This is a genomic window from Nocardia yamanashiensis, assembly GCF_021183565.1.
GTDB lineage: Bacteria > Actinomycetota > Actinomycetes > Mycobacteriales > Mycobacteriaceae > Nocardia > Nocardia yamanashiensis.
Map to the genome: position 1 here is coordinate 3,605,601 of NZ_CP089226.1, position 25,890 is coordinate 3,631,490.

Below are 25,890 nucleotides of genomic sequence, written 5' to 3' on the forward strand. Positions count from 1 at the left end.
CGGCGGGCGGGCTATTTCACGATCTTGGTGATCTGGCCCGCCCCCACGGTGCGGCCGCCCTCGCGGATGGCGAACTTCAAACCCAGTTCCATGGCGATGGGCTGGATCAGCTTGACGCTCATGGACACGTTGTCCCCGGGCAGCACCATCTCCACCGATTCCGGGAGCGTGACCACGCCGGTGACATCGGTGGTGCGGAAGTAGAACTGCGGCCGGTAGTTGTTGAAGAACGGGGTGTGCCGGCCGCCTTCCTCCTTGGACAGGATGTAGGCCTGGCCCTCGAACTCGGTGTGCGGCGTGACCGAACCGGGCTTGATCACGCACTGCCCGCGCTCCACGTCCTCACGCCGGATACCGCGCAGCAGCAGGCCCACGTTCTCCCCCGCCTGGCCCTCGTCGAGGAGCTTGCGGAACATTTCGATGCCGGTGACAGTGGTCTTGGTGGTCTTCGGGCGGATGCCGACGATCTCCACCTCCGCGTTCACCTTCAGGATCCCGCGCTCGATGCGGCCGGTGACCACGGTGCCGCGGCCGGTGATGGTGAAGACGTCCTCGATGGGCATGAGGAACGGCTTCTCGACCTCGCGCGCGGGGGTGTCGATCCAGTTGTCCACGGCGTCCAGGAGTTCGACGATGCCGGAACCCCAATCGCCGGAAGGGTTTTCGAGCGCCTGGTACGCGGAGATGCGGACCACCGGGGTGCTGTCGCCGTCGAAGTCGTACTCGTTGAGCAGGTCCGCCACCTCCATCTCGACCAGCTCGAGAATCTCCTCGTCGTCGACCATGTCGCACTTGTTCAGCGCCACCACCATTTTCGGGACGCCGACCTGACGCGCCAGGATGACGTGCTCCTTGGTCTGCGGCATCGGGCCGTCGGTGGCGGCGACCACCAGGATCGCGCCGTCCATCTGGGCCGCGCCGGTGATCATGTTCTTGATGTAGTCGGCGTGCCCGGGGCAGTCGACGTGCGCGTAATGACGGTTCTCGGTCTGGTACTCCACATGCGCGATGGAGATGGTGATGCCGCGCTGCCGCTCCTCCGGCGCCTTGTCGATGGCGTCGAACGGCGTGAACGGATTCAGGTCCGGATACTTCTCGTGCAGGACTTTGGTTATGGCCGCGGTGAGCGTGGTTTTGCCGTGGTCGATGTGGCCGATGGTGCCGACATTGACATGCGGCTTGGTGCGCTGGAACTTCGCCTTAGCCACTGGAAACCTCCTGTGCGCCCTGCGATCCGGGGCGGGCATCGGAGGATGGGGACACCGCGGTATATGCCCGACGGCGGTGTCGATTTCAGCGTAGGCACGCGGGGCGGGGAAAGGTCGGGAACGGGGTGAATCGGGCGTCGAGGACCGTTGACGGGTAAACGGGAGTCTCTACAATCCAGCCATGTCGGTTGCGTGGCCATTCACCGGCCGGGAGGCGGAGCTGTCGCAGGTCCGGGGGATCTTGGCGGGCGGCGGGAGCGTGGTGCTCTGCGGTGGGGCGGGGGTCGGGAAGAGCCGGCTCGCGGTCGAGGCGGCGCGGGGTGCGACGCGGATTCGCGCCAATGAGGCGGCGAAGGCCTTGCCGCTGGGGGCCTTCGGGCCGTTGCTGCCGGGTGAGGTGGTCGCGGAGAACCTGCTCGGGTGGGCGGGGCAGGCGGTGCGGGCGGCGGCCGGGCGGGTACTGGTCATCGATGACGCGCATTTGCTCGATGCCGCTTCGGCGGCGCTGACCCAGCAATTGGCCGAGAGCGGGCAGCAGTTGGTGGTGACGGTGCGGAACGGGGAGCCGTGCCCGGAGCCGGTGGTGGCGTTGTGGCGGGAGGGGATCGCTGCGCGGGTCGAGGTGGCGGAGCTGTCGGAGGAGGCGGTGGCGGCGCTGCTGACCGAGGTGCTGGGCGGGGCGGTGGAGTTGGAGAGCGTGCGGCGGTTGCTGCGGCTGAGCCATGGGAATGCCTTGTATTTGCGGGAATTGGTGGACGAGGCGATCGGGCGGGGGACGCTGGCCGAGAGCGGCAGGGTGTGGCGGTGGCAGGGGGCGGTGCCGATGTCGCGGCAGTTGAAGGAGTTGATTTCGGCGCGGATCGGGGAGCTGACCGAGGCCGAGAGTGCGGTGCTGGAACTAGTGGCGCTGGGGGAACCGCTCGGGCTCGGGGCGTTGCTGACCGTGGGCGATGCGGCGGCGGTCGAGACGGCCGAGGAACGGGGTTTGATCGCGGTCACTGCCGAGGACGAGCGGAATGGGTTGCACGGCAGCATTGTTCGGCTCGCTCATCCCCTGTACGGGGAGTCGGTGCGCGCGGGGATGCCACGGCTGCGGACGGTTCGGCGGTACCGGCAACTGGCGGAGCTCGGCATGGAGAGCTCGACCCGTCAGGACGTGCTGCGGCTCGCGCTGTGGCGACTCGAAGCCGGGCTCACCGACCAGCCCGAGCCGCTGCTCGCCGCCCTGCGAATGGCTTGGGCCGCACATGATTACCCGCTAGCCGAGCGCTTCGGCTGGGCGGCCGTCGCGGCCGGGGCGGGGCCGGAAGCGGCGATACTGCTCGCGCCGGTGCTCGGCTACGGCGGCAAGATCGCCGAAGCCGATGCGCTGCTGGAACGGCTGTGGGAGGAGCCGTGCGACGAACGCACCCGGACCTTGATGATCTCCACGCGGTTGAACATTCTCGCGACGCTGGGGCGGGTCGAGGAGGCGATCGCCATCGTCGAGGCGGCGGAGGTGACGCTGACCGCGCCGGAGAATCGGCAGGAACTCATGTTCTGGCAGTCGTCGATCCACTTCGGGCTGGGGCGGTACGACAAGGCGCTCACGCTGGCCGACAGCATCGTGGCGGACCCGGTGAGCGGGCCCATGCGGGCGCAGGGACACGGGCAGCGGGCCTGGATATTGATCTTCATGGGGCGGCCGGTGGATTCGCTCGCCGAAGTGCGGCGGGTACTGGACACCCGGGCGGAATGGGAATCGGCCGTGCCGGTGTATGTGCGTGCGCTGCAAGGGATTCAGCAGTTCGCCGCCTACTATGCCGGGGATCTCGGAGCCGAGGCAGAGGCGGTGGCGTTCGGGGACGTCATCACCGGCGCGGACAGCGACTGGGCGGTGGCGGATGCCGAAAGCGCCTACGCGTTGGGGATATTGGAGCGGCATCGGGGCCGGATACGGACCGCCGCGCGATTGCTCGGCACGCCGTCCGGAGGCGATGCGCTCAGCGATTACCAGACGCCGCGACTCGCCGAATTCGCCATGGCGGCAGCGCTTTCCGGTGATATCGAGACGGCGGAGCGGGCGCTCGAACAAGCCGAAGAGTCGGCCACCGTGGTGGCGATGACATTCAGCGTCGACCTGGCACGGCCGTGGGTGCTGGCGGCCCGCGGCGAACTGACCAAGGCGGCGGACCTCGCCGTCGCCAATGCCGAGCGGATGCGCGAGACCGGGTCGTTCATCCAGGAGGTCTTCGCCTGCCACGATGCGATGCGGCTGGGCAGCGGGGACCGCGTCGCCGCGCGCCTGATCGAGCTCGGCACGCTCTGCCAGGGCGAATTCGCCTCCGCCGCAGCCGAACACGCGGCGGCCGGGAACGACGGAGCAGCATTGCTGGCGGTATCGGAACGCTTCGAGCGGCTCGGGTTCCTACTGCACGCGGCCGATGCCGCCGCCCAGGCCGCGCACGGGTTCGAGAGCGCCGGGCGGAGCGCGTCCGCACGATCCGCCGCAGCCCGCGCCCATGCCCTCGCCACCGCATGCGAAGGGGTTTCGACGCCGGCGCTGGCCCGGCTCACCGCCCCCAACCTCACCCCGCGCGAATCGGAGATCGCCCGGCTGGCGGCGAAAGGGCTGGCCAACAAGGAGATCGCGGAGCGCCTCGTAGTGTCGGTGCGAACGGTGGAGAACCACCTGCACACCGCGTATCAAAAGCTCGGCGTCACCAGCCGCGCCGAACTCGCGCGCGTGCTCGGCAGTGGAAACACCTCGCGTTGAGTCGCGGCGGCCGGGCTTTCGCGGTCACGGATTGGTCGCCGGGTCACCCTCGGCAGTGAATCGGCGGGCGCCCTCGCAGCCGAGCGCCGGCGCGTACACCGGGGGCGCGGGCGTGGGTTGCCGGCCGGACATGGGACGAGGGGTGACGTGCCGGGCTTGGTCGGCGCGGCGCTGGTAGGTGCGGTTTCGGAACAGGAGCCACTGGAACATGGATCGATGGTCTGGCCGTGGCTGCCCGGGCGGCAGAGTGGCGGACCACTCAGATCGGTGGGAGTACCGCCTGCGTAGGCGGCAAGTCGGTATGTGGAGGTTCGGTTGCTTCGGCGGTCCCGGCGGAGGCGGCTTCGCCGGAACCGCCGGGACCTAGCTGGGTGGGGGCAGGGAGCGTCGAGCCCCGGGCGACGTCAGCCGCGGAACCACATGGGGCGCAGGGTGGGGCCGTTTTCGGGGAGTGGGATCAGGTTGCCGGAGATTTCGAAGCCGCAGCGTTGGTAGAGGCGGGCGGAGCGTTCGGTGCTGGCTTCCAGGTAGGCGGGGAGGTTGTCGGCGGTGGCGGCTTTCGCGCGTTCGCTGACGATGGCGTAGCCGGCGCCCTTGCCGCGGTATTCGGGGAGGGTGACGATCATCTGGAGGTAGCGGTAGGGGTAGTCGGTGGGGTGGGTTTCGGCGAGGATGGACGTGAGGGCGGCCATTCGGCGGATGGGTTGCAGGGGCAGGGCTTTCGATAGTTCGGCGGTCTGGGCGGCTTCGGCGGCGGCGCGGTCCGGCGAGGTGAGGGTCTGCCAGAGGGAGACCGCCCAGATGTCGGAGCCGGTGCCCGCCACCCACACTTCGTCCTCGGTGAGGGCGCGCTCGATCATCGCGGGGGCGTGCTCGGTGCGAAATTGCTCGGCGACCTCGGGGTGGCCGTCCATGATCCAGGCCGTCACCACTTCGTCGACGGCGGCGCGGGCGAAGACCCGGGTCACGGCCTCGGCTTCGGCGAGTTCGGCGCGGCGGACCTGCGGCTGGTTCTGCATCTCTCGACCTCCTGTTGCGAACGGTGTTTCATCAGCCAACGTAGGGGCGTGGCTGCGGGATTACGAAGATTTCGTCACACTCGGTGGTGTGATGAAAAGGGATGGGGCGTGTGCGGTGTGCGGGCGGGAGGTCGCGCAATCCGAACGCGGGCGGCGGAAGCGGTACTGCTCGCGGTCCTGTCAGGCACGGGCGTATCGGGCGCGGTTGCGGGCGGTGCCGGTGAAGCGGCGAGTGCGGCCGGAGCGGCTCACCACGGTCGGGATCGTGCGGGCGGCCATCGAGCTGGCGGATCGGGACGGGCTGGACGGGCTGTCGATGCGGCGGCTGGCGACCGAGCTGGGGGTGGCGACTGCGGGGTTGTATCGGCGGTTTCCGGATCGAGCGGCGCTGCTCGCGGAAATGGCGGAATACACGCTCGCGGAAGGGATTCCGGACGAGGCCGAGGGCTGGCGGGCGCGGATGACCGCCGAGGCGCACGCGGAATGGCAGCTGTATCAACGGCATCCGTGGATGCTGCCCGTGCTGGCGCAGACCCGGCCGCCGATCGGGCCCGCGCTGCTGGACGGACTGGAGCGGGTGTTCGCGGCCCTGGACCGCCCGGATCTGAGCCGGGAGACCGTCATGTCGATCTATCTGGCGGTATCGGGACTGGTCCAAGGGCTGGCCTTGCTGCCGGGATCGGAGCGGACGCCGGTGCGGACGGCATCGGGGAATCCGGTCGAATTGATCGGCCCGGACAGTCATCCGACGCTGGCGCGGCATCTCACCGCGGCCGACGCGGGCGGGCTGGTGCTCGACTACGAGCAACTGCTCGATGACGGATTGCAATTGCTGCTCGACGGGGTGGCAGTGCGGCACTTCCCCGACGACCACACCGCGACACCGACGCGCCCAGCCGACTCGCCGACGACGCGCGCAGTAACGTGGGTTCCCATGACAGCTGTTGCAGATCGTTCGCTCGGGCCGGAACTGGTACGCACCGAGAGCATCGGCCAGGCCGATGTGCTCGTCATCGGACTCACCTCGTCGGAGGACGGGCCGGTTATCGCGCCCGCGGACGTGTTCGACGATGTACTGGACGCCGATACGCGGGCGGCACTGCTGAGTTCGCTGCGCGCGGTGGGCGCGAAGGGCAAGGGCGAGGAGCTGACCCGGGTGCCGGCGCCGGCCGGGCTGGGCGTGGACAGTGTGCTGGCGGTGGGGCTGGGTGCGGCGGACAAGGTCGATGCCGAGCAGATCCGCAAGTCGGCGGGTGTCGCCGGGCGATCGCTGACCGGCGTCGGGACCGCGGTGACCACGCTGTCGGGGCTGGATATCGGGGCGGCCGCCGAAGGGTTCTACCTCGGGGCCTACCAGTTCACGCCGTACAAGACGAAGTCGGCGCCGAAGGCGGGCGAGCTACCGGTGCGGCGGATCGAATTCCTGGTTCCGGAAGCGGGATTCGGCGAAGAGGCGCTGTTCCGGGCGCAAGCGGTGGCCGAAGCCGTCGCTACCGCACGGGATTTCGTGAACACGCCGCCGAGCGATCTGTTCCCCGGCGAATTCGCCGACCGGGCAGCGGAATTGGCGAAAGCCGCCGGGTTGCAGGTCGAGGTGCTCGACGAGAAAGAGCTGGAGGCCAAGGGATTCGGCGGAATCATCGGGGTCGGCAAGGGGTCCTCGCGGCCGCCGCGGCTGGTGCGCATCACCTATGCGGGCGGTGACAAGCGGGTCGCGCTGATCGGCAAGGGCATCACCTTCGACACCGGCGGCATCTCCATCAAGCCGGCGGCGAACATGGAGAACATGACCTCCGATATGGGCGGCGCGGCGGCGGTCATCGCCACCACACTGCTGGCGGCGCGGCTCAGCCTGCCCCTCACGGTCACCGCGACCGTGCCGATGGCGGAGAACATGCCGTCCGCGACCGCGCAGCGCCCGGGCGATGTACTGACCCAGTACGGCGGCACCACCGTGGAGGTGCTCAACACCGATGCCGAGGGCCGGCTCATCTTGGCCGATGCCATCGTGCGCGCGGGCGAGGACGATCCGGACTACCTGATCGATGTCGCCACCCTCACCGGCGCCCAGATGGTGGCGCTCGGCACCCGCACCCCGGGCGTGATGGGCACCGACGCCTTCCGCGATCGGGTCGCCAAGATCTCCCAGGGCGTCGGCGAGAACGGCTGGCCGATGCCGTTCCCGGCGGAACTGCGCGCCGACATCAATTCCAAGATCGCGGATCTGGCGAACGTCGCCCCGCACCGCTGGGGCGGCATGCTCTCGGCCGGGATCTTCCTGAAGGAGTTCGTGCCCGAGGACGTGCAGTGGGCGCACCTGGATGTGGCCGGTCCGGCGTACAACACCGGCGGGCCGTTCGGCTATATCGGCAAGGGCGGGACGGGCGTGCCGGTGCGCACGCTCATCGCGACCCTGGAGGACATCGCCGCGGAGTAACCGCGCGAACGAAGGCCCCGGTCACCGAAAGTGACCGGGGCCGTGTGTTGTCCGGGCGATTACTCGGGATTCGCCACGGCGGGCAACCCGAGCACGAACAGCAGCCGGTCGTGATATTCGACCGAATCGACTTGGAACACTTGCAGATCCAGTCGCGATTCCCGGCCCGCCGGATCGCGCAGATGCATTCCGAGGGTGTCACGGCCGAACACCGTTTCGTTGTCGTCCCAGATACGGCGGAAATCGGGATATTCGCTCAATTCCTCGAGCAGCTCGCTCCACCAGTGCGGATTGCTGGAACGCCCGATGAAACCGCGCACCAGGCCGACCGTCAGCCGCGCTTCGTGCTCCCATTCCACCAGCGCCTGTTTGGACCGCTCGTCGGCGAACACCCAGCGCAGGATATTGCCGTTGTCGAGCAGGCCGGTGAAGGTGTTGCGATAGGAATCGTTGCAGGCCAGCACATTCGAGCGGGTGTCGAGATAAGCGGCCGGATTCGGGTCGTGCTGGATCAGGCGGCGGCGCAGATCGGGCGGCAGCATGGCGGACAGGTCGGCCGCCGACGGCGAATCCAGTTCGGCCACCCGGGCCAGGTCGAACAGGTGCCGGCGATCCGCGTCGCCCACCGATTCGACCTGGTCCAAGGCCGCCAGCAGGGCCTCCACCACATTGCGGGTGGGCCGCCGATCGCGATCGTCGGTCTCGATATGCGTCACATAGCTGACGCTCAGATGCGCGCTGCGCGCCAGCCGCTCGCGGGAAATCCCGCGCGCGTCCCGCAGGTGCCGCAGCACGCTACCGAAAGTCGGGAGCTTGAGCGGTCGCTCCCCAGGACCGTTCTTTTCTTCCAACACCGCCCGCTATCCTCACGCATCCCCGTATCACATGGACGCCGGTCCATGGGTTATGCATGTATAGCAGGGCGGCGCCGGTCCGGACCAATAGCAAGACCGCCAATTTGCCCGAGATTAACCTTGCTCTCTGCGACGCAGAATTCGAACCCGGGCGTCGTGGTCGCGCATGCGTTGCGGATAGCCGACCTTGCGCACGTCGTAGACCGGAATGCGCAGCGTCGCGGAAAGCCGTTGCGCGCCACGCTCCCCCACCACGCGCCGCGTCCATTCACCGTCGTGCGCGACCAGCACCACCGACACGTCGTTGACCGTGGTGCGCGGTTCGACGAACGCCTCGACGCCGTGACGGGTACGCGTCCACTCCGCCAGATGCCGCGCGTCGTCCGGATCGACGCCCTTGGTGGCGACGCCACCGCGATTGAGGAAATCCAGGAAACCCATCGGGCAACCTCCGTTCTGCCTCGATACTGCCAGCGCACCGGCACGCCGGACGGTCCCCGGGCCGACTTCGCAGCCAACCGTCAGCCGGTCCTCAGGCCGCGCTCAGGACCGGACCCGGTGCGGCGCATCCCATTCAGCAGCGCTTGGCTATCACCCCAGTTGAGACACGGGCGACCGCGCTCACCATAACGTTTGCGACACTGCGAGGTCGGTCGAACAGCCGCCCTGTGACACGCCGCACGCGCGCAAGTGCAAGGATGGGGAACCGGAACAAGAACCAACACGGATCCCCGGACGCCACAGACTTATCGGTGGCGAGTGGCCCGACACCGCGACCCGCGGTGGAAGACCCGCCGGGGGACGAAGCTGTTTAACCCGACGAGCAGTCAGAGGAGTCAGAGGACTATGGCCTTCTCCGTCCAGATGCCGGCTCTTGGTGAGAGCGTCACCGAGGGCACTGTGACCAGGTGGCTGAAGCAGGAAGGAGACACGGTCGAGGTCGACGAGCCGCTGCTCGAAGTCTCCACCGACAAGGTCGACACCGAGATCCCTTCCCCGGCCGCAGGTGTGCTGGTCAAGATCGTGGCCGGCGAAGACGACGTGGTCGAGGTCGGCGGTGAACTGGGTGTGATCGGTGATGCCGGTGAGGCTCCCGCCCCGGCCGCCGCGCCCGCTCCCGAAGCCGCCACGCCCGCCCCGGCCCCCGAGCCGGAACCGGCTCCCGCCCCGGCCGCGCAGCCCGCCGCCGAAGCCCCGGCCCCCGCGCCCGCCGCCGCCCCCGCCGGCAATGCCTCCGGCACCCCGGTGAAGATGCCCGAGCTCGGCGAATCCGTCACCGAGGGCACCGTCACCCGCTGGCTCAAGCAGGTCGGCGATCAGGTCGCGGTCGACGAGCCGTTGCTCGAGGTCTCCACCGACAAGGTCGACACCGAGATCCCCTCGCCCGTCGCGGGCACCCTGCTGGAGATCTCCGCGAACGAGGACGATGTGATCGCGGTCGGCGGTCAGCTGGGTGTGATCGGCTCCGGTGCGCCGGCTGCCGCTCCGGCCCCCGCGCCCGCCCCGGCCCCGGCTCCCGCGCCCGCCCCCGCTCCGGCTCCGGCCGCCGCGGCTCCGGCGCCCGCCCCGGCCCCGGCCCCGGCCCCCGCGCCCGCCCCGGCTCCCGCGCAGAAGCCCGCCCCGGTTCCGGCCGGCGCGACTCCGGCCGACGAGCCCTCCACCAACGGCGGCGGCCCCTACGTCACCCCGCTGGTGCGAAAGCTGGCTTCGGAGAACGGCGTCGATCTCGCCACCGTCACCGGTTCCGGTGTCGGCGGCCGCATCCGCAAGCAGGATGTGCTCGCCGCCGCGGAGGCCAAGAAGGCCCCGGCCCCGGCCGCCGCCGCTCCGGCCGCTGCTGCCGCTCCGGCCGCCGCGCCCGCCGCCGCTGCCCCGGCTCCGCGTCCGTCGCTGGCGCATCTGCCCGGCACGGTCCAGAAGGCCAGCCGCATCCGGCAGATCACCGCGACCAAGACCCGCGAATCGCTGCAGACCACCGCGCAGCTGACCCAGGTGCACGAGGTCGACATGACCAAGGTGGCCGCCCTGCGCAATCGCGCGAAGGCGGCTTTCAAGCAGCGTGAGGGCGTCAACATCACGTTCCTCCCGTTCTTCGCCAAGGCCGCCATCGAGGCCCTGGCGACGCACCCGAACGTGAACGCCTCGTACAACGAGGACACCAAGGAGATCACCTACCACTCGGTGGTCAACCTGGGCATCGCGGTCGACACCGATCAGGGTCTGCTCTCGCCGGTCATCCACAACGCCAACGACCTGTCGCTGGCCGGACTGGCGCGCGCCATCGCCGATATCGCCAACCGGGCGCGCAACGGCGGGCTGAAGCCGGACGAGCTCTCGGGCGGCACCTTCACGGTCACGAACATCGGCTCGCAGGGCGCGCTGTTCGACACCCCGATCCTGGTTCCGCCGCAGGCGGCCATGCTCGGCACGGGTGCGATCGTCAAGCGCCCCATGGTGATCACCGACGACGGCAACGAGTACATCGGCATCCGCTCGATGGCCTACCTGCCGCTGACCTACGATCACCGCCTCATCGACGGCGCCGACGCGGGCCGCTTCCTGACCACCATCCGTCACCGGCTGGAGGAAGCGGGCTTCGAGGGCGACCTCGGCCTGTAGGCACTCGCAATGAAGGTCGTGGTCGCCGGGTCGTCCGGGCTGATCGGGACGGCGCTCGTCGCGGCACTGCGCCGCGACGGGCACGAAGTCACCCGTCTGGTGCGCCGTCCCGTGCACGCCCGGGACGAATTCACCTGGGACCCGGCCCGCGAGAACCTCGATCTGCGCGCACTGCACGGGGCCGACGCCGTCGTGAACCTGTGCGGTGCGTCGATCGGGCGTAGGCGCTGGAACGGCAGCTACAAGCAGGAGCTGCGGGACAGCCGGATCATCCCGACCGATGTGATCGCCTCCGCCGTCGCCGCCGCGGGAGTGCCGACGCTGGTGAATGCCAGCGGCGTGCACTACTACGGCGGCAGCGGCGGGGATCGCGTGGTCGACGAGAGTTCGCCCGCCGGAACGGGTTTCCTGGCGGGATTGTGCGTGGATTGGGAAGCCGCCACGCAACCGGCCGCCGACGCGGGGGTGCGCACGGTGCTGCTGCGGTCCGCGGTGGTGCTGTCGCGGCACGGCGGCATGCTGGGGATGCTCTATCCCCTCTACTATCTCGGGCTCGGCGGGCGGCTCGGCAACGGGCGCCAGTACGTGCCGTGGATCTCCATCGACGACGAGGTCGGCGCAATCGTGTTCGCGCTCACCCGATCCGGGATTTCCGGGCCGGTCAATATGGTCGGGCCCGCGCCGGTCACCAATGCCGAATTCACGCGGGCGATCGGGCGGGCGCTGCATCGCCCCACGCCCCTGACCGTGCCCGCGTTCGCGCTGAAGCTGGCGGTCGGGGAATTCGCGGACGAGGGAATCCTGCACGGCCCCAGGGCGATTCCGACGGTGCTCGAGGAAGCCGGATATCAGTTCCAGCACCCGACCATCGGCGCGGCCCTCAATGCCACCGTCGGCAAGGATTGAACGCCACCGTCGGCCAGGATTAACGGGCGCGACACAGGTCACACCGGCTGCGCGGATAGCGTGGAACCCGTGACCAACCAATCGTCCGTTCCGGTTCGCGCCGAACTGCTGGTCCGTGACGCGCGGGTGAGCGATCTGCCGGAGATCCTGGCGATCCACAATCTCGCCATCGCCGAGACCACCGCCATCTGGGATATCGAGCCCGCCGATCTGAGCGAGCGACAGGCCTGGTTCGACGCCCGCACCGCCGCCGGCTGCCCCATCCTGGTCGCCGAGATCGACGGCGCGGTCGCCGGATACGCCAGCTACGGGCAGTTCCGGCCGAAGGTGGGATACCGCTTCGCCGTGGAGAATTCGGTGTATGTGGCCGATCGGTTCCACCGCCGCGGGGTGGCCACCACGCTGATGCGGGAACTCATCGACCGGGCGCGAAAAGGCGGCGTGCACACCATGATCGCCGCCATCGAATCGTCCAACACCACCTCCATCGCGCTGCACGAGAAGTTCGGGTTCGCCATCGTGGGGCAAATGCCGGAGGTCGGATTCAAGTTCGATCGCTGGATGGATCTGACGCTCATGCAGATCGTCTTCCGCGATGGCGTAGCGTCGACGTCGTGAGCGAGAGCACTACCGCCGTTCCGAGCACATCGGCCACCACCTCGGCCCGTTTCGACAGCACCCCCCTGCTGGTGGAGGAACTGGGCCTGATCGACTACAACGACGCCTGGGACCGGCAGCGCGCCATCGCCGCCGAACGGGCGGAGGGCATCGGGCAGGATCGCCTGCTGCTGCTGGAGCATCCGTTCGTCTTCACCGCCGGGCGGCGGACCGAAGCGCAGGATCTGCCCGTGGACGGCAGTCCGGTCGTCGAGGTCGATCGCGGCGGGAAGATCACCTGGCACGGGCCGGGGCAATTGGTGGGTTACCCCATCGTCCGGCTGGCCGAACCCGTGGACGTCGTGAAATTCGTTCGGCGACTGGAGGAAGCGCTCATTCACGTGTGCGCGCAGCTCGGTCTGGAAACCGGGCGGGTCGACGGGCGCTCCGGGGTGTGGGTGGCCGCGAGCGAATTCCTGCCCGAGCGCAAGGTCGCCGCCATCGGTGTGCGCGTGCAGCGCGGGGTCACCATGCACGGGGTCTCGATCAACTGCAATTCCTCGCTCGATGGCTTCGATGCCATCGTGCCGTGCGGGATTCGCGATGCCGGGGTCACCACGCTGACCCGCGAACTGGGCCGCGACGTCACCGTCGACGAGGTGCGCCCGCTGCTGGCCGAAGCCATCACGAATGCCCTGAACGGCGACCTCCCCGTCACCGAGCACGTACTTCCGCGCACCGCCCCGGTCGCCGCACCGGTGCCCGCCAAGGCCGAATAATCACGAGCGTAGGGTGGACAAAGTGACCTCCGTCGATACCCCGGCATCGAACAATCCGTCCGCACCCAACGGCCGGAAACTGCTCCGCATCGAGGCTCGTAACGCCGAGACCCCGATCGAGCGCAAACCCAAGTGGATTCGCACCCGCGCCACCATGGGCCCCGAGTACACCGAACTCAAGGGCCTGGTGAAACGCGAAGGGCTGCACACGGTCTGCGAAGAAGCGGGCTGTCCCAATATCTTCGAATGCTGGGAAGACCGCGAGGCCACCTTCCTCATCGGCGGTGAACAGTGCACCCGCCGCTGCGACTTCTGCCAGATCGACACCGGCAAACCCGCCGCGCTCGATCGTGACGAGCCGCGCCGCGTGGCCGAGAGCGTGCAGGCCATGGGGCTGCGCTACTCCACCATCACCGGCGTCGCGCGCGACGATCTCGAGGACGGCGGCGCGTGGCTGTACGCGGAGACCGTGCGGGCCATCAAGCGGATCAACCCGCACACCGGCGTGGAACTGCTGATCCCCGATTTCAACGCGGTGCCCGAGCAGTTGGCCGAGGTGTTCGGTTCGCGGCCGGAGGTGCTGGCGCACAATCTCGAGACGGTGCCGCGGGTGTTCAAGCGCATCCGGCCGGCGTTCCGGTACGAGCGGTCCCTCGCGGTCATCACCGCGGCGCGCGAGGCCGGGCTGGTCACCAAGTCCAATCTGATTCTCGGCATGGGCGAGACCTTCGACGAGGTCACCCAGGCCATGCGGGATCTGCACGACGCGGGCTGCGACATCCTCACCATCACCCAGTACCTGCGGCCCTCGCCGCTGCATCACCCGGTCGATCGCTGGGTGAAGCCGGAGGAGTTCGTCGAGCACTCCAAGGCCGCCGAGGAAATGGGCTTCGCCGGGGTGATGGCCGGGCCGCTGGTCCGCTCCTCCTACCGCGCGGGCCGGCTCTACGCGCAGGCCATGCGGCACCACGGGCGTGCGATCGCTCCGGAAATGGCGCACCTCGCCGATGAGGGCACCGCCTCGCAGGAGGCCACCAGCGTGCTCGCGCGCTACGGCTCCTGAATATCTGTATCGAATGCGGCCCGGACTTTCGAGTCCGGGCCGCATTCGTATTCCGGGACGCATCCGCTGGTGAGCGCGGTGCCGAAATGCCGGTAAACGCCAACTCGGCCGAATCGTGGACGTGATCGGGTGCGCGGTGGGAAGGTTGAGAGACCCGCAGAATCGACCCCGGAGCGAGCCAAATGGTCGAGCGAACAGCGACGTCGAGCGGCGTCAACGGCAAGGTAGTCACGGCCGAGCGGCCGGATGACATACGCAATGTGGTGCTGGTCGGGCACAGCGGATCCGGCAAGACCACGCTGGTGGAGGCCCTCGCGGTCGCGACCGGGGTGGTGCCCCGGGCGGGGCGGGTGGAAGACGGGACCTCGGTCTCGGATTACGACGATATCGAGCAGCGACAACATCGGTCGGTGCAATTGTCCGTGGTGCCGATGGGGTGGGACGGTAGGAAGATCAACCTCCTCGACACTCCCGGATACGCGGATTTCGTCGGGGAACTCAGGGCCGGTCTGCGCGCAGCGGATGCGGCCCTTTTCGTGCTCTCGGCCGCCGCCGGCGTGGAGGGCGTGAGCGGGGCGACCCTGGCGCTGTGGGAAGAATGCGCGTATGTGGGCATGCCGCGGGCCATCGTGCTCACCCATTTGGATACCGCGCGCGCCGATTTCGAGGAGATGACCGAGACCTGCCGGGAGATCCTGGGCGGCGGGCGGTCGGAAAGCATACTGCCCCTGCATCTTCCGGTGTACGGGACGAAAGGGGCCGACGGGCACCGGCCGGTGATCGGGCTGATCGACCTGCTCACCCAGCACGTCTACGACTACGCGACCGGGGAGCGGGTGGAGATGCCGGCCTCCGAGGAACAGCGGGAACAGCTGGAGGAGGCCAGGAATCGGCTCATCGAGGGGATCATCGCGGAAAGCGAGGACGAGACCCTCATGGAGCGGTACATCGGCGGCGAGGAGATCGACCTCGAGACGCTGGTGCCGGATCTGGAGAAAGCGGTGGCGCGCGGGAGTTTTCATCCGGTGCTGATCGCCGCGCCGCCGCCGGAAGGGGCGCGGCAGGGGCTGGGGACGGTGGAGATCCTGGATCTGATCACCGGCGGATTTCCCACGCCCGCAGAGCATCCGCTGTCGGCGACCGGGGCGGGCGGCAAGAGCGAGCCGCTGTGCTGTGATCCGAAAGCGCCGCTGGCCGCGGAGGTCATCCGGACCGCGTCCGATCCGTATGTGGGGCGATTGTCGCTGGTGCGCATGTTCTCCGGGACGTTGAACGCCGACGACACCGTGCACGTGTGCGGGCACGGGCCGGCCGAGACCGACAATCATGATTCCGACGAGCGCATCGGGGCGGTGTCGGCGCCGTTCGGGAAGCAGCAGCGGCCGCTGGGGCAGGCCATCGCCGGGGATATCGTGTGCGTCACCAAGCTCGCGCACGCCGAGACCGGGGATACGCTGTCCGCCAAGGACTCTCCGCTGCTGATCGAGCCCTGGTCGATGCCGGATCCGCTGCTGCCGGTGGCCATCAAGGCGCACAGCAAGGCCGATGAGGACAAGCTGTCGCAGGGGCTGTCGCGGCTGGTGGCCGAGGATCCGACGGTGCGGCTGGAGCAGAATCCCGACACCCATCAGCTGGTGCTGTGGTGCCTGGGCGAAGCGCACCGCGATGTGGCGCTGGAACGCCTGCGCAATCGCTTCGGGGTGCAGGTGGACGTGATCGAGCACCTGGTGGCGCTGCGCGAGACCTTCGCGACCGGGGCGACCGGGCGCGGGCGGCACGTCAAACAGTCCGGCGGGCACGGGCAGTACGCCATCTGCGAGATCGAGGTCGCTCCGCTGCCGGAAGGGTCCGGCATCGAATTCGTGGACAAGGTGGTGGGCGGAGTCGTTCCGCGCCAGTTCATTCCGTCGGTGGAGAAGGGCGTGCGCGCCCAGGCCGCACGCGGCGTGGCCGCCGGATATCCGCTGGTGGACGTGCGCGTGACGCTCTTCGAAGGCAAAGCCCACTCGGTGGATTCCTCCGACGCCGCCTTCCAGATGGCCGGCGCGCTGGCGCTGCGCGAAGCCGCCACCGCCGCCCGCATCAGCCTGCTGGAACCCATTTCCGAAGTGCTGGTGGTGGTTTCCGACAGCTACGTCGGCCCGATCCTCGGCGACCTGTCCAGCCGCCGCGGCCGCGTCCTCGGCACCGAACCGGTCGGCTTGGGCCGCACCGCGATTCGCGCCGAGGTCCCCGAACTGGAACTGAGCCGCTACGCGGTGGACCTACGCTCCCTGGCGCACGGCGCGGCCAGTTTCACCCGCGCCTACGCCCGTCACGAAGCCATGCCGCCCCAGCTCGCGGACAGTATCCAGGCCAAGAGCAAGGGCGGCGGCTGATCCGGCGTCTACTCGCAGGCGATGCCGTCGTTGTCGCGATCCAGACCGGCGCGATAGCCCGGCTCGCCCTTCATGATCGGGGCCGCGCCCGCCGCCCGCGCCTCCGCGCAATTCTTGTAGTAGACGTCGGCGGAGGCGGTCTGCGCACCGGCGACCAGGGCGGTCACGGCGATGGCGGGCACGGCGAACAGGATCGCGAACTTCTTCACTATCGAACTCTCTCTTGGTGTTCCGAACTCAGCAGGCGTCGAGAACGCGGATCATGGCGTCCTTCTCCGCTTGCGTCACCCACAGGTTGTAGGCGGCTTTCACTTCTACCTGCTTGCTGATGTACGTGCAGCGAAACGACTTGTTGGACGGCAGCCACGAGGCGGCGTCGCTGTCGCTCTTCTGCTGATTGGCCGGGCCGTCCACGGCGAGCAGGTTTCTGGGGTCGTTGGCGAGATTGGTGCGGTCGCGGGCGGTGAGTTGTTGCGCGCCCTTCTGCCAGGCGTCGGAGAGGGCGACCACGTGATCGATCTGGACTGCGGTGGAAGTGCCTTGGCCGCGGGTGAAATCGATGACCTTGCCGGTGTAGGGGTCGTTCAATGCGCCGGTGAGCACCACACAGTCGTGCGTGCCCGGTTTGAAGGTCAGGGCGGTCAGATCGCGGGCCAGGATGTCGTTGCGGGTGTCGCAGCCGTTGTGGCCGCCCGCCACATCCACGTCATCGGTCCAACTCTCACCGAATTCGCTGCGCGCATAGCCGGTTTTGGGCGCACGGCCCTTCACCGTCAAGGATTCGACGGCCGCGCGGGCATCGGCGATCGACAGGGTCGGACCGGAGACGGCGCTGCCCTCGGTGGTGCGAGCGGCGGCGTCCGTGCACCCCGCCAGCGCGAAGGTGGTGAGGAGCGCCGCCAGGGCTAGTCGGGTCGAGCGTGCTGTTCTCTTGTTCCGTGCCGGCATTCTCGCGCAGCCCCTTCGTCAGGTCACGTAAGTGGTTCCAGAACAGCAGATTAGAGCGCGCTTGACCAAGCGCGGCGGTGCCATGCCGGGGGGCGATGGAGCTGCTCGCGCGATGAAAAACGGTCGGCGGCAAAGAGGTACGCCGACGACGCCGGAGCCTGTGACTCCGATCGCGACGCATGCTCGACAAGCCGGTTGCGGCGGGGCGTGGATCGCCGCTGAGAGAATGCCGGGATAACCGGCGGCAGCGACAGCTGGGATGACGGGGCGGCGACAGCCGGCCGGGTGGGTGGGTGGGGCGGCGACAGCCGGATGAGAGGGGCGGGCGCGCCATGACCGAGCGGAGCGCCCGCCGGTTCCTATTCTTTCCAGGAGACCGAGTGGTCTGGCTTCAGGGCATCCCGGTGAGCGGGATCGGGAGGGGTCGGTGACCCGGACTACGCGAACCGGCCGGTCCAGTCGCGAACGCGCGGTACCCGGCCACTATTCTGGACGGCATGGCAGCAGGTAAGGGCGGGAACCCGTCGAAGGAAGCGAAGGCCGCGGCGAAGGCCCAGCGCAAGCAGGCGTCCAAGGAACGTCGCCAGCAGTTGTGGCAGGCGTTCCAGATGCAGCGCAAGGAAGACAAGGCGCTGCTGCCGTTGATGGCCGCCGCCCTCGTCGGCGTGACCGTGGTGTTCCTGGTGATCGGGTTCATTTTCGGATTGCAGTGGTTCCTGCTGCCGATCGGTCTGCTGCTGGGCGCGCTGGCCGCGTTCATCATCTTCGGGCGCCGGGTGCAGAAGAACGTGTACGCCAAGGCCGAGGGCCAGGCGGGCGCGGCGGCCTGGGTGCTGGACAACCTGCAGGGCAAGTGGCGGGTGACGCCGGGTGTGGCGGCCACCACCCAGCTCGACGCGGTGCACCGGGTGATCGGCCTGCCGGGCGTGATCCTGGTGGCCGAGGGTTCGCCGTCCCGGGTGAAGTCGCTGCTGGCGCAGGAGAAGAAGAAGGTGTCGCGGCTGGTCGGCGATACCCCGATCTACGACATCGTGATCGGCAACGAGGGCGATCAGGTCGCGATCAAGGATCTGCAGCGGTACCTGACCAAGCTGCCGCGCAATATCGACGCCAAGCGGATGGATCTGATCGAGGGCCGGCTCTCGGCGCTCGCCACCCGCGGCGGTCCCGCGCTGCCGAAGGGCCCGCTGCCCGCCGGGGCGAAGATGCGCGGCGTGCAGCGCAGCATGCGCCGCCGGTAAATCCAACTCTCGGGACTCTCAGGGGCTTCGCCCCCGAACCCCCTCGGGACTCTCAGGGGCTCTGCCCCCGAACCCCCGGGATTCTCGGGGGCTCCGCCCCCGAACCCCGTAACATCGCGAGGCCCGCGTCCTCTGGGACGCGGGCCTTGTGCTTTCCGCACAGCCCACCCCCGTGCCGCGCCGAAACAGCGGCGGGAACCGGCCCGCACCCCATACGGGTGCGGGCCGGTTTGCGTTGCAGCGGCATTCGGGCAGGTCGGAGCGTATTTGGGTGGGGGGCTGGAAAATTCGCGAAAAAAGTTTGGTGGGGCGGGAATGATCCGAGCGGGTCTAACCTTCTATGTATCGATAGCCGGTTAGAGAGTCTGACCGGACGGACGATAGGACCGAGACCATGAGCGCCGTTCACCACCACACCGTGCAGATCCAGGGCCAGGACGTCTTCTACCGCGAGGCCGGTGATCCCGCGAAGCCGACGGTCGTACTGCTGCACGGGTTTCCGACCAGCTCGGCCATGTTCCGCAATCTCATCCCGGCGCTCGCCGCGGACTATCACGTGATCGCGCCCGACCACATCGGGTTCGGGCAGTCCGCCATGCCGCGGGTCGACGAATTCGATTACAGCTTCGAGAAACTCACCGAGATCACCCTCGAACTGCTCGACGCCCTCGGGCTCGACAAGTTCGCGCTCTACATCCAGGACTACGGCGCGCCCATCGGCCTGCGCATCGCCTCGCGCAATCCCGATCGCGTCACCGCGCTGATCACCCAGTCCGGCAATGCGTATCTCGAAGGCTTCACCCCGTTCTGGGAGGTGCTGTTCGCGCATGCCAACGATCGCGCCACCCATGAGCCCGAGGTGCGCAAGCTGCTCGAGCTCGACGCCACGAAATGGCAGTACACCCATGGCGTTCCGGCGGACCGCCTCGACCGGGTCAGCCCGGACACGTGGACCCTGGATCAGCACTACCTGGATCGGCCGGGCAACAAGGAGATCCAGTTGCAGCTCTTCGCCGACTACAAGCTCAACCTCGATGGCTACCCGGCGTTCCAGAAGTACTTCGCCGAGTACCGGGTGCCGACCCTGATCACCTGGGGCGAGCACGACGAGATCTTCGGGGCCGACGGCGCTCGCGCCTACCTGCGCGATCTGCCCGACGCGGAACTGCATCTGCTGAACGCGGGCCACTTCGCGCTGGAAACGCACGGCGACGAAATCGCCGCGCTCATCCTCGAATTCCTCGGCCGCAAGCTCGGCTGAGACCGGGAGATCCGCAGCGCCGGTCGGCTCCCGCTGATACCGGAGGGCGGGAGGCCGGGAGGTTCTCCTACTCCGTAGAGGGCGGGAAGTGCAAGGTGAAGCCCGCGGCGAAGGTGACGCGGCGGCCGCCCGGGGTATCGGCGACCTGGATCAGCACCGCCGTGCAGTGGGCGCAGCGCACCACCACGCCCGGGCAGTTGGTGTAGACGAGCGCCCGGGCGACCGGTTCGACCATGCCGCAGCCGCCGCATCGGCAGGCGAATCCGGTGGGGTCGGCGGCGAAGATCTCGGAAAGCATTCCGCCCAGGGCGTTTCCGTCGAGGTGCGTGCCCTCGGCGGCGTCCGACGCGTAGGTGTACGGGATCGGCATGGCGCTACTTTCCGGTCGGTCCGAAGCGTTCGGTTCTGATCAGGGCCGGATCGTGACCGGCGGAAACCAGTGCGTTCGCGGTGAATTCGACGAAAGGCGTCGGGCCGCAGACGTAGCAGGTGACATCCGGTGACGGGGGCAGGACATGCGCGGCGATCTCGTCGGCGCGCAGGCGAGCGGGTGTGCGCGGATCGCTCGCCGGCGCGGTGCGGGTGTAGGCGACGAATACGTCCACACCCGCATCGCGCCATTCCGCCAGTTCATCGCGGTAGTAGAGCTCATCCGGGGTGCGCACCGAGTAGATGAGACGAAACGGGTTGGTATCACCGGATTTCCGGCGGGCGCGCAGCATGGCCGCCAGGGGCACGATGCCGGAGCCGCCCGCGATCAGCACGGCCGCGCCGCCGGTCTCCGGGGTCCAGACGAACCAGCCGCCGACCGGGCCGCGCACCTCGATCTGCGCGCCGATGGGCAGGGCATCGACCAGATAGCCGGAGACCTCGCCGTCGGCCACGCGCTGCACGGTCAATTCGATGCGATCGCCGTCGGCGGGCGCGGCCAGCGAATAGCTGCGGGAGGCGCGATAGCCGTCCGGGGCGGTGAGGCGGACATCCAGGTGCTGGCCGGGCTTATGGCCGGGCCAGCCGGGGACGCGCAGCACCAGGGTGCGTGCGGTGGGGGTCTCGAACCGGTCGGCGACCAGTTCGGCTGCCTGCCAGCGCATCAGTCGCCCTGGTAGCGCTGCTCGCGCCAGGGATCGCCGTAGCTGTGATAGCCGGCGGCCTCCCAGAATCCGAGCTCGTCGAAGTCCAGCAGGCGAATGCTCTTGACCCACTTGGCCGATTTCCAGAAGTACAGATGCGGCACCAGCAGCCGGGCGGGACCGCCGTGCTCGGGCGTCAGGTCCTGGCCGCCGAAGGTGTGCACGATCCACGCCTGGCCATCCAGGAGATCCTCCAGCGGGAGGTTGGTGGTGTAGCCGCCGTAACTGGAGACGAGCGCGTATTCGGCTTGGGTTTCGACATTTTCGAACAGCTCGTCCAGGGAGACGCCCTGCCAGTCGGTGTCGAGCTTGGACCAGCGGGTCACGCAGTGGATGTCCACGTGCGGGCGCGACTGCGGCAGCGACATGAGCTGCGGCCAGCTCCAGCTGTAGGAGCGACCGGTCTCGTTGGTGATGGTGAACTGCCAGCGATCGAGATCGACCTTGGGCGTCGGGCCCGCCGACAGCACCGGCCAATCGTCGACCAGGTATTGGCCGGGCGGTGTGCGATCACTGGTGGACCGGGGACGGCCTTGGAAACCGGGCGAGAAGGTACTCACGCGATCGCTCCTTCCGGACGGGCGGCGGCAGACCAGGAATCAGCGTACGCCGGACCACCCGGACGAAACGGACGATCAGCCGACGTGGCGGCCGAGGAATCCGACCACGTCGGGAGTGATGGTGCGCCAATATTCTTCGGTGTGACCGCCGGGCGTGACGCGGGCGATCTCCAGCGGGGCGGTGCTCATGAACTGGCGGCAGCCCTGAATGAACTTGTCGCCGTCACCCACCCAGACGCCGGTCGGGGCTGGGCCCAGCTTGTCGATATTGCGCAGCGGATCCAGCCCGGCCCACTCGTCGGCGCTGGTGAAGGCGTTGCGCTTGCTCATCTCCGGCCAGTTGGTGATCAGGCCGGGCGAGATGGCGGCGGTGGCATCGGTGGGGCGGCCGCGTTCGTGGCGGCGGCGCGAATACAGCAGTGCGCCGAAGCCGCCCATGGAGACGCCGGTGCAGGCGAAGGGCTGACCGCCCGGACCGCCGAGACCGCGCGCGGCCAGCCATTGCGGGGCCTCGTCGAGCAGCATGCCCATCGGGTCGTCGGATTGCCGTGGATGCCAATAGTTGTCGCCGCCGTCCACGGCGAGGAAGCCGAACGGGCGGACCAGGCGGGTCGCGACGCCCGCGGCGAGCACCTCGGCCAGGCCGCCGACCGCGGCATCGTGGGCATTGCCGTGCAGGCCGTGCAGCAGCAGCGACATGGGCAGGCCCTCGGTGGGAACGCCGGGCGGCAGGATGGTGACGATGTTCACCTCGCGCCCGCGCGCGGCCGAGTACACCCGCTCGGATCTGATCGCCGGATCGATGCCGAAGACGGCCTTCAGCTCACGGTGCACCTCGCCGGGCGCCGCGTTCACGCCCGCGCTCACCGTAGCTCCGGCGGCGGCCAACCCCAGTAGACCCGTGGTGGCGAACAACGAGCGCCGGCTGAACTTCCGGTAGCCCTCTCCCATCGATCCTCCATCAGCACAACAACAGCAATCTGCCGCGAGCCCAGTTCAGGGCAGTTTCGCGACAGACGGCCGCCACCATACCGATCGAAAGCAACAAGCGGTGAACGTTCGGCTACATCTCGCCTCATACTTTCCCACTGTTACCGGCAGGAACATCCGAACGCCACGGTTTCGGATCAGATGGAACGAAATCGCGCTCGAATCAGCGGCTGTAGGTGAGGGCGGTGCCGGTGGCGCGATCGTGCATGCCGCGGCCGTCGCCGTCGGTGAAGAGCGCGGGCACCACGAAGAGAATGATGAGCTGGCGCACCAGGGCGCGGATGAAACCGACGGGGGCGTCGGCGTCCACGCGGGAGACACGCAGGCGCAGGAAGTACTGGCCCGGGGTGAAGCCGAAGAGGGTGACGGCGACGATGCCCAGCACGAACCAGACCAGCAGGGTCGGGGTGGAGAGCGCGCTCACCACGGCCTCGAAATTGGAGGGCGGGTTCTGACCCGCGGGGATGTCCAGCTGCGCGATGCGCTCGGCGGGGTCGGGCCGGACGATGATGGCGGCCAAGCCCATCGAGATGAACCAGTCGGCCAGGAACGCCAGTATGCGCCGGGTCATGGGAGCCAGTGCGCCGACGCCGGACGGCGGCAGGCCGAGATCCTTGCCCTGATAGTCACCGGGTGTGCCGTCTCCGGATTCGGCGTTCGGTCCGGACAACCACGAGCCGGTGATGCGTGCCATGAGCTCCAGCTTAAAGGCCCCCGCCGAATGACTCGGACCGGCATTCCGTATATGTGTAGCAACGCTAGAGTTACCGGGTAACCGGGTAGCTGCCCGGTTCGTGAGGATTGTCACCACCGGTGGCCGACACACGGCAAGACCCCTATCTTTTCGGAGTCTTAGCGCTGTCCCGGCGCAGGTGGGTGGCAGGATGTCGGTGCTGGTCACGCATTGCTCGACGACTGCCGCGGCGGCTCCGCCAACCCGGGGGCACCGCCGAACCCCCGGCCAGCAGTACGTGTAACACTGGCGAAACACAGCCTTGATTGCAGGGAAACACCGCGTCCATACCGTCTGGTCGCAGTGAACCCATGCAGTCAACAGTGGCTGGGAACCGATCCGTAAGGAGTACTAAGTGGCGTTCAGCACGGCCGACGAGGTCATCAAGTACATCAAGGAGGAGGAGGTCGAATACGTCGACGTTCGGTTCACCGACCTCCCCGGTGTGCAGCAGCACTTCTCGATCCCGGCGAAGGCGTTCACCGCTGATCTCGCCGAAGAGGGCCTGGCGTTCGACGGTTCCTCCGTCCGCGGCTTCCAGTCGATCGACGAGTCGGACATGCTGCTGCTGCCCGACTTCAGCACCGCCCGGATCGACCCCTTCCGTGCCGCGAAGACCCTGAACCTGAACTTCTTCGTGCACGACCCGTTCACCCGCGAGGCGTACTCCCGCGACCCGCGCAACATCGCGCGCAAGGCCGAGGACTACCTGCGTTCCACCGGCATCGCCGACACCTGCTACTTCGGTGCCGAGGCCGAGTTCTACATCTTCGACTCGATCCGTTACGACTCGGCGATGAACGGTGCCTTCTACGAGATCGATTCGATCTCCGGCTCCTGGAACACCGGCGCGGAGTACAACGCCGACGGCACCCCGAACCGTGGCTACAAGGTTCGCAACAAGGGTGGCTACTTCCCGGTCGCCCCGTACGACCACTACGTCGACCTGCGCGACAAGATCTCGACCAACCTGCAGAACGCGGGCTTCGAGCTGGAGCGCGGCCACCACGAGGTCGGCACCGCCGGTCAGGCCGAGATCAACTACCGCTTCAACACCCTGCTGGGCGCCGCTGACGACCTGCAGCTGTTCAAGTACATCGTGAAGAACACCGCGTGGCAGGAGGGTAAGACCGTTACCTTCATGCCGAAGCCGCTGTTCGGCGACAACGGCTCGGGAATGCACGCCCACCAGTCGCTGTGGAAGGACGGCAAGCCGCTGTTCCACGACGAGGCCGGCTACGCGGGCCTGTCGGATCTGGCGCGTCACTACATCGGCGGCATCCTGCACCACGCCCCGTCGCTGCTGGCGTTCACCAACCCGACCGTGAACTCCTACCACCGTCTGGTGCCGGGCTACGAGGCCCCCATCAACCTGGTGTACTCGCAGCGCAACCGCTCGGCTGCCGTGCGTATCCCGGTGACCGGTTCCAACCCGAAGGCCAAGCGCATCGAGTTCCGCGCGCCGGACTCCTCGGGCAACCCGTACCTGGCCTTCGCCGCCATGCTGATGGCCGGCATCGACGGCATCAAGAAGAAGATCGAGCCGCTGGCTCCGGTCGACAAGGACCTCTACGAGCTGCCGCCCGAGGAGGCCAAGAACATCCCGCAGGCCCCCACCTCGCTGGCGTCGGTCATCGACAAGCTCGAGGAAGACCACGACTACCTCACCGAGGGTGGCGTGTTCACCGAGGACCTGATCGAGACCTGGATCGACATCAAGCGCACCCAGGAAATCGCCCCGGTCAACCTGCGCCCGCACCCCTACGAGTTCGAGCTGTACTTCGACGTCTAAATCGCCGAAGCGCCAAGCGTTCTCGTGAAGCCCCATCCGCCATCGGCGGGTGGGGCTTCGCCCTTTCCTCAGGCTTCCCCCGGTCCGAAAGCCCGTCCTTGCTATAGATTTGGCCGGTTGGAAACGCTTTGCTCAGAAGGGAAATCAATGACTCTGCGCCGATCGGTGGGCCGCGGTCTCGGTACGGCTGTGGTGGGAGCGCTTCCCGCCTTGCTGGTTTCGGCTGTGGTCGGCGGTGGGATCGCGCACGCCGAGGCGAAGTTGCCCGGCGTCTGGTGCGGGCTGAAGGTCGGGGACGCGAAGGAGACGGTGCTGGCCGCCATGGGGGCGCCGAACGGGCACAAGGCCGATCCGTGGATCGCCGAGCTGGGTGACGCCGAATTGACCACCGCGGAATGGGACGAGGAGAACTCGATTTTCCTGGCCACGTTCGACAAGAGTGGGCGGGTGGTGAACTTGCAGGCGTACGACGGGGAGGTCGGGCCGAACGGGGCGACGAACATCGGTTGCCAGCCGTTCCGGTCGTCGAACTGACAGCACGCTTCGGGTGCAGCCTCATCTGCCGAGGGCAGGTGGGGCTTCGTCTTTTCACGGGGAGAAGGGGCATCCAAACGGGT

24 protein-coding genes and 1 pseudogene are annotated in these 25,890 nt (G+C 68.2%); 13 read left to right on the top strand and 12 right to left on the bottom strand.

The features are described 5' to 3' along the window. Nucleotides 1–11 precede the first annotated feature (11 nt). Nucleotides 12–1,208 carry an elongation factor Tu gene (gene tuf, locus LTV02_RS17355; RefSeq protein WP_067723546.1) on the bottom strand — a complete coding sequence of 399 codons (1,197 nt, stop codon included), beginning with the start codon at nt 1,206–1,208 and terminating at the stop codon, nt 12–14. A gap of 181 nt (nt 1,209–1,389) precedes the next feature. Between tuf and LTV02_RS39260 the strand changes: the two genes are divergently transcribed. After that, complete coding sequence (locus LTV02_RS39260) at nt 1,390–3,963, top strand: LuxR family transcriptional regulator (RefSeq protein ID WP_269821633.1); 2,574 nt, start codon at nt 1,390–1,392, stop codon at nt 3,961–3,963. Between the two features lie 24 nt (nt 3,964–3,987). On the opposite strand, the gene LTV02_RS17365 is transcribed toward LTV02_RS39260, so the two are convergent. Beyond that, nucleotides 3,988–4,173, bottom strand: coding sequence for a hypothetical protein (locus tag LTV02_RS17365; RefSeq protein ID WP_233040974.1), 186 nt, complete (start codon nt 4,171–4,173; stop codon nt 3,988–3,990). A gap of 194 nt (nt 4,174–4,367) precedes the next feature. Beyond that, nucleotides 4,368–4,982 (bottom strand): GNAT family N-acetyltransferase, encoded by a 615-nt coding sequence (locus tag LTV02_RS17370; RefSeq protein WP_233040975.1) that lies wholly within the window; start codon nt 4,980–4,982, stop codon nt 4,368–4,370. A 316-nt stretch (nt 4,983–5,298) separates the two neighbouring features. On the opposite strand from LTV02_RS17370, the pseudogene LTV02_RS39640 reads away from it, so the two are divergent. After that, nucleotides 5,299–5,775, top strand: a pseudogene (locus LTV02_RS39640) (TetR/AcrR family transcriptional regulator); the annotation flags it as partial. Nucleotides 5,776–5,916: 141 nt separating this feature from the next. Further along, nucleotides 5,917–7,419, top strand: coding sequence for a leucyl aminopeptidase (locus tag LTV02_RS39645; RefSeq protein WP_408639405.1), 1,503 nt, complete (start codon nt 5,917–5,919; stop codon nt 7,417–7,419). Between the two features lie 59 nt (nt 7,420–7,478). On the opposite strand, the gene LTV02_RS17380 is transcribed toward LTV02_RS39645, so the two are convergent. Together LTV02_RS17380 and LTV02_RS17385 are read right to left on the bottom strand one after the other, a co-directional pair. Continuing rightward, on the bottom strand, nt 7,479–8,213 hold the full coding sequence (locus LTV02_RS17380; RefSeq protein ID WP_233040976.1) for a helix-turn-helix transcriptional regulator: 735 nt from the start codon (nt 8,211–8,213) through the stop codon (nt 7,479–7,481). 174 nt (nt 8,214–8,387) lie between these two features. Continuing rightward, entirely contained in the window at nt 8,388–8,714 is a 327-nt protein-coding gene (locus LTV02_RS17385; protein ID WP_233040977.1) for an oxidoreductase, read from the bottom strand. 405 nt (nt 8,715–9,119) lie between these two features. Between LTV02_RS17385 and sucB the strand changes: the two genes are divergently transcribed. The 6 genes from sucB to LTV02_RS17415 all read left to right on the top strand — a co-directional run bounded on the left by sucB (nt 9,120) and on the right by LTV02_RS17415 (nt 16,615). After that, complete coding sequence (sucB, locus tag LTV02_RS17390; protein ID WP_233040978.1) at nt 9,120–10,892, top strand: 2-oxoglutarate dehydrogenase, E2 component, dihydrolipoamide succinyltransferase; 1,773 nt, start codon at nt 9,120–9,122, stop codon at nt 10,890–10,892. A gap of 9 nt (nt 10,893–10,901) precedes the next feature. Further along, nucleotides 10,902–11,798 (top strand): TIGR01777 family oxidoreductase, encoded by an 897-nt coding sequence (locus LTV02_RS17395; RefSeq protein WP_233040979.1) that lies wholly within the window; start codon nt 10,902–10,904, stop codon nt 11,796–11,798. Nucleotides 11,799–11,903: 105 nt separating this feature from the next. Continuing rightward, on the top strand, nt 11,904–12,416 hold the full coding sequence (locus tag LTV02_RS17400; RefSeq protein ID WP_233041609.1) for a GNAT family N-acetyltransferase: 513 nt from the start codon (nt 11,904–11,906) through the stop codon (nt 12,414–12,416). Then, nucleotides 12,413–13,174, top strand: a complete 762-nt coding sequence (gene lipB, locus LTV02_RS17405; protein WP_233040980.1) for a lipoyl(octanoyl) transferase LipB — start codon at nt 12,413–12,415, stop codon at nt 13,172–13,174. The genes LTV02_RS17400 and lipB overlap by 4 nt, the downstream gene beginning before the upstream one ends. 22 nt (nt 13,175–13,196) lie before the next feature. Beyond that, the gene (gene lipA / locus LTV02_RS17410) at nt 13,197–14,237 is read left to right on the top strand and encodes a lipoyl synthase (protein WP_233040981.1); all 1,041 of its coding nucleotides are present in this window, start codon (nt 13,197–13,199) and stop codon (nt 14,235–14,237) included. A 182-nt stretch (nt 14,238–14,419) separates the two neighbouring features. Then, nucleotides 14,420–16,615 (top strand): elongation factor G-like protein EF-G2, encoded by a 2,196-nt coding sequence (locus LTV02_RS17415; RefSeq protein WP_233040982.1) that lies wholly within the window; start codon nt 14,420–14,422, stop codon nt 16,613–16,615. Between the two features lie 8 nt (nt 16,616–16,623). On the opposite strand, the gene LTV02_RS17420 is transcribed toward LTV02_RS17415, so the two are convergent. Beyond that, nucleotides 16,624–16,824: an excalibur calcium-binding domain-containing protein gene (locus LTV02_RS17420; protein WP_233040983.1), complete on the bottom strand. Its 201-nt coding sequence runs from the start codon at nt 16,822–16,824 to the stop codon at nt 16,624–16,626. 28 nt (nt 16,825–16,852) lie between these two features. After that, nucleotides 16,853–17,563 (bottom strand): HNH endonuclease family protein, encoded by a 711-nt coding sequence (locus tag LTV02_RS17425; protein WP_233040984.1) that lies wholly within the window; start codon nt 17,561–17,563, stop codon nt 16,853–16,855. Between the two features lie 497 nt (nt 17,564–18,060). Here LTV02_RS17425 and LTV02_RS17430 point away from each other — a divergent pair, with 497 nt between their 5' ends. Together LTV02_RS17430 and LTV02_RS17435 are read left to right on the top strand one after the other, a co-directional pair. Beyond that, entirely contained in the window at nt 18,061–18,804 is a 744-nt protein-coding gene (locus LTV02_RS17430; protein WP_174567224.1) for a DUF4191 domain-containing protein, read from the top strand. Between the two features lie 394 nt (nt 18,805–19,198). After that, nucleotides 19,199–20,065 carry an alpha/beta fold hydrolase gene (locus LTV02_RS17435; RefSeq protein WP_233040985.1) on the top strand — a complete coding sequence of 289 codons (867 nt, stop codon included), beginning with the start codon at nt 19,199–19,201 and terminating at the stop codon, nt 20,063–20,065. 67 nt (nt 20,066–20,132) lie between these two features. Here LTV02_RS17435 and LTV02_RS17440 read toward each other — a convergent pair whose 3' ends face one another. The 5 genes from LTV02_RS17440 to LTV02_RS17460 form a co-directional block, all read right to left on the bottom strand. Beyond that, on the bottom strand, nt 20,133–20,435 hold the full coding sequence (locus LTV02_RS17440; RefSeq protein WP_233040986.1) for a DUF6510 family protein: 303 nt from the start codon (nt 20,433–20,435) through the stop codon (nt 20,133–20,135). A 4-nt stretch (nt 20,436–20,439) separates the two neighbouring features. Beyond that, complete coding sequence (locus tag LTV02_RS17445) at nt 20,440–21,159, bottom strand: ferredoxin reductase (RefSeq protein WP_067719128.1); 720 nt, start codon at nt 21,157–21,159, stop codon at nt 20,440–20,442. After that, entirely contained in the window at nt 21,159–21,758 is a 600-nt protein-coding gene (locus tag LTV02_RS17450; RefSeq protein WP_233040987.1) for a sulfite oxidase-like oxidoreductase, read from the bottom strand. Before LTV02_RS17450 ends, LTV02_RS17445 begins: the two co-directional genes overlap by 1 nt. A 75-nt stretch (nt 21,759–21,833) precedes the next feature. Further along, nucleotides 21,834–22,709, bottom strand: coding sequence for an alpha/beta hydrolase (locus LTV02_RS17455; RefSeq protein ID WP_233040988.1), 876 nt, complete (start codon nt 22,707–22,709; stop codon nt 21,834–21,836). A 202-nt stretch (nt 22,710–22,911) separates the two neighbouring features. Next, nucleotides 22,912–23,442 (bottom strand): RDD family protein, encoded by a 531-nt coding sequence (locus LTV02_RS17460; RefSeq protein ID WP_067719137.1) that lies wholly within the window; start codon nt 23,440–23,442, stop codon nt 22,912–22,914. Between the two features lie 394 nt (nt 23,443–23,836). On the opposite strand from LTV02_RS17460, the gene glnA reads away from it, so the two are divergent. Both glnA and LTV02_RS17470 read left to right on the top strand, forming a co-directional pair. Further along, entirely contained in the window at nt 23,837–25,273 is a 1,437-nt protein-coding gene (gene glnA, locus LTV02_RS17465; RefSeq protein WP_233040989.1) for a type I glutamate--ammonia ligase, read from the top strand. 147 nt (nt 25,274–25,420) lie between these two features. Next, the gene (locus tag LTV02_RS17470) at nt 25,421–25,807 is read left to right on the top strand and encodes a hypothetical protein (RefSeq protein ID WP_233040990.1); all 387 of its coding nucleotides are present in this window, start codon (nt 25,421–25,423) and stop codon (nt 25,805–25,807) included. Nucleotides 25,808–25,890: the final 83 nt, after the last annotated feature.

Excerpts from the sequence above, each read along its gene's own strand:
- LTV02_RS39260 (WP_269821633.1), top strand. The coding sequence starts at position 1,390 with ATGTCGGTTGCGTGGCCATTCACCGGCCGGGAGGCGGAGCTGTCGCAG.
- LTV02_RS17365 (WP_233040974.1), bottom strand. The coding sequence starts at position 4,173 with ATGTTCCAGTGGCTCCTGTTCCGAAACCGCACCTACCAGCGCCGCGCC.
- LTV02_RS17370 (WP_233040975.1), bottom strand. The coding sequence starts at position 4,982 with ATGCAGAACCAGCCGCAGGTCCGCCGCGCCGAACTCGCCGAAGCCGAG.
- LTV02_RS39645 (WP_408639405.1), top strand. The coding sequence starts at position 5,917 with ATGACAGCTGTTGCAGATCGTTCGCTCGGGCCGGAACTGGTACGCACC.
- LTV02_RS17385 (WP_233040977.1), bottom strand. The coding sequence starts at position 8,714 with ATGGGTTTCCTGGATTTCCTCAATCGCGGTGGCGTCGCCACCAAGGGC.
- sucB (WP_233040978.1), top strand. The coding sequence starts at position 9,120 with ATGGCCTTCTCCGTCCAGATGCCGGCTCTTGGTGAGAGCGTCACCGAG.
- LTV02_RS17395 (WP_233040979.1), top strand. The coding sequence starts at position 10,902 with ATGAAGGTCGTGGTCGCCGGGTCGTCCGGGCTGATCGGGACGGCGCTC.
- LTV02_RS17415 (WP_233040982.1), top strand. The coding sequence starts at position 14,420 with ATGGTCGAGCGAACAGCGACGTCGAGCGGCGTCAACGGCAAGGTAGTC.
- LTV02_RS17425 (WP_233040984.1), bottom strand. The coding sequence starts at position 17,563 with ATGCCGGCACGGAACAAGAGAACAGCACGCTCGACCCGACTAGCCCTG.
- LTV02_RS17430 (WP_174567224.1), top strand. The coding sequence starts at position 18,061 with ATGGCAGCAGGTAAGGGCGGGAACCCGTCGAAGGAAGCGAAGGCCGCG.
- LTV02_RS17435 (WP_233040985.1), top strand. The coding sequence starts at position 19,199 with ATGAGCGCCGTTCACCACCACACCGTGCAGATCCAGGGCCAGGACGTC.
- LTV02_RS17440 (WP_233040986.1), bottom strand. The coding sequence starts at position 20,435 with ATGCCGATCCCGTACACCTACGCGTCGGACGCCGCCGAGGGCACGCAC.
- LTV02_RS17445 (WP_067719128.1), bottom strand. The coding sequence starts at position 21,159 with ATGCGCTGGCAGGCAGCCGAACTGGTCGCCGACCGGTTCGAGACCCCC.
- LTV02_RS17455 (WP_233040988.1), bottom strand. The coding sequence starts at position 22,709 with ATGGGAGAGGGCTACCGGAAGTTCAGCCGGCGCTCGTTGTTCGCCACC.
- LTV02_RS17460 (WP_067719137.1), bottom strand. The coding sequence starts at position 23,442 with ATGGCACGCATCACCGGCTCGTGGTTGTCCGGACCGAACGCCGAATCC.
- LTV02_RS17470 (WP_233040990.1), top strand. The coding sequence starts at position 25,421 with ATGACTCTGCGCCGATCGGTGGGCCGCGGTCTCGGTACGGCTGTGGTG.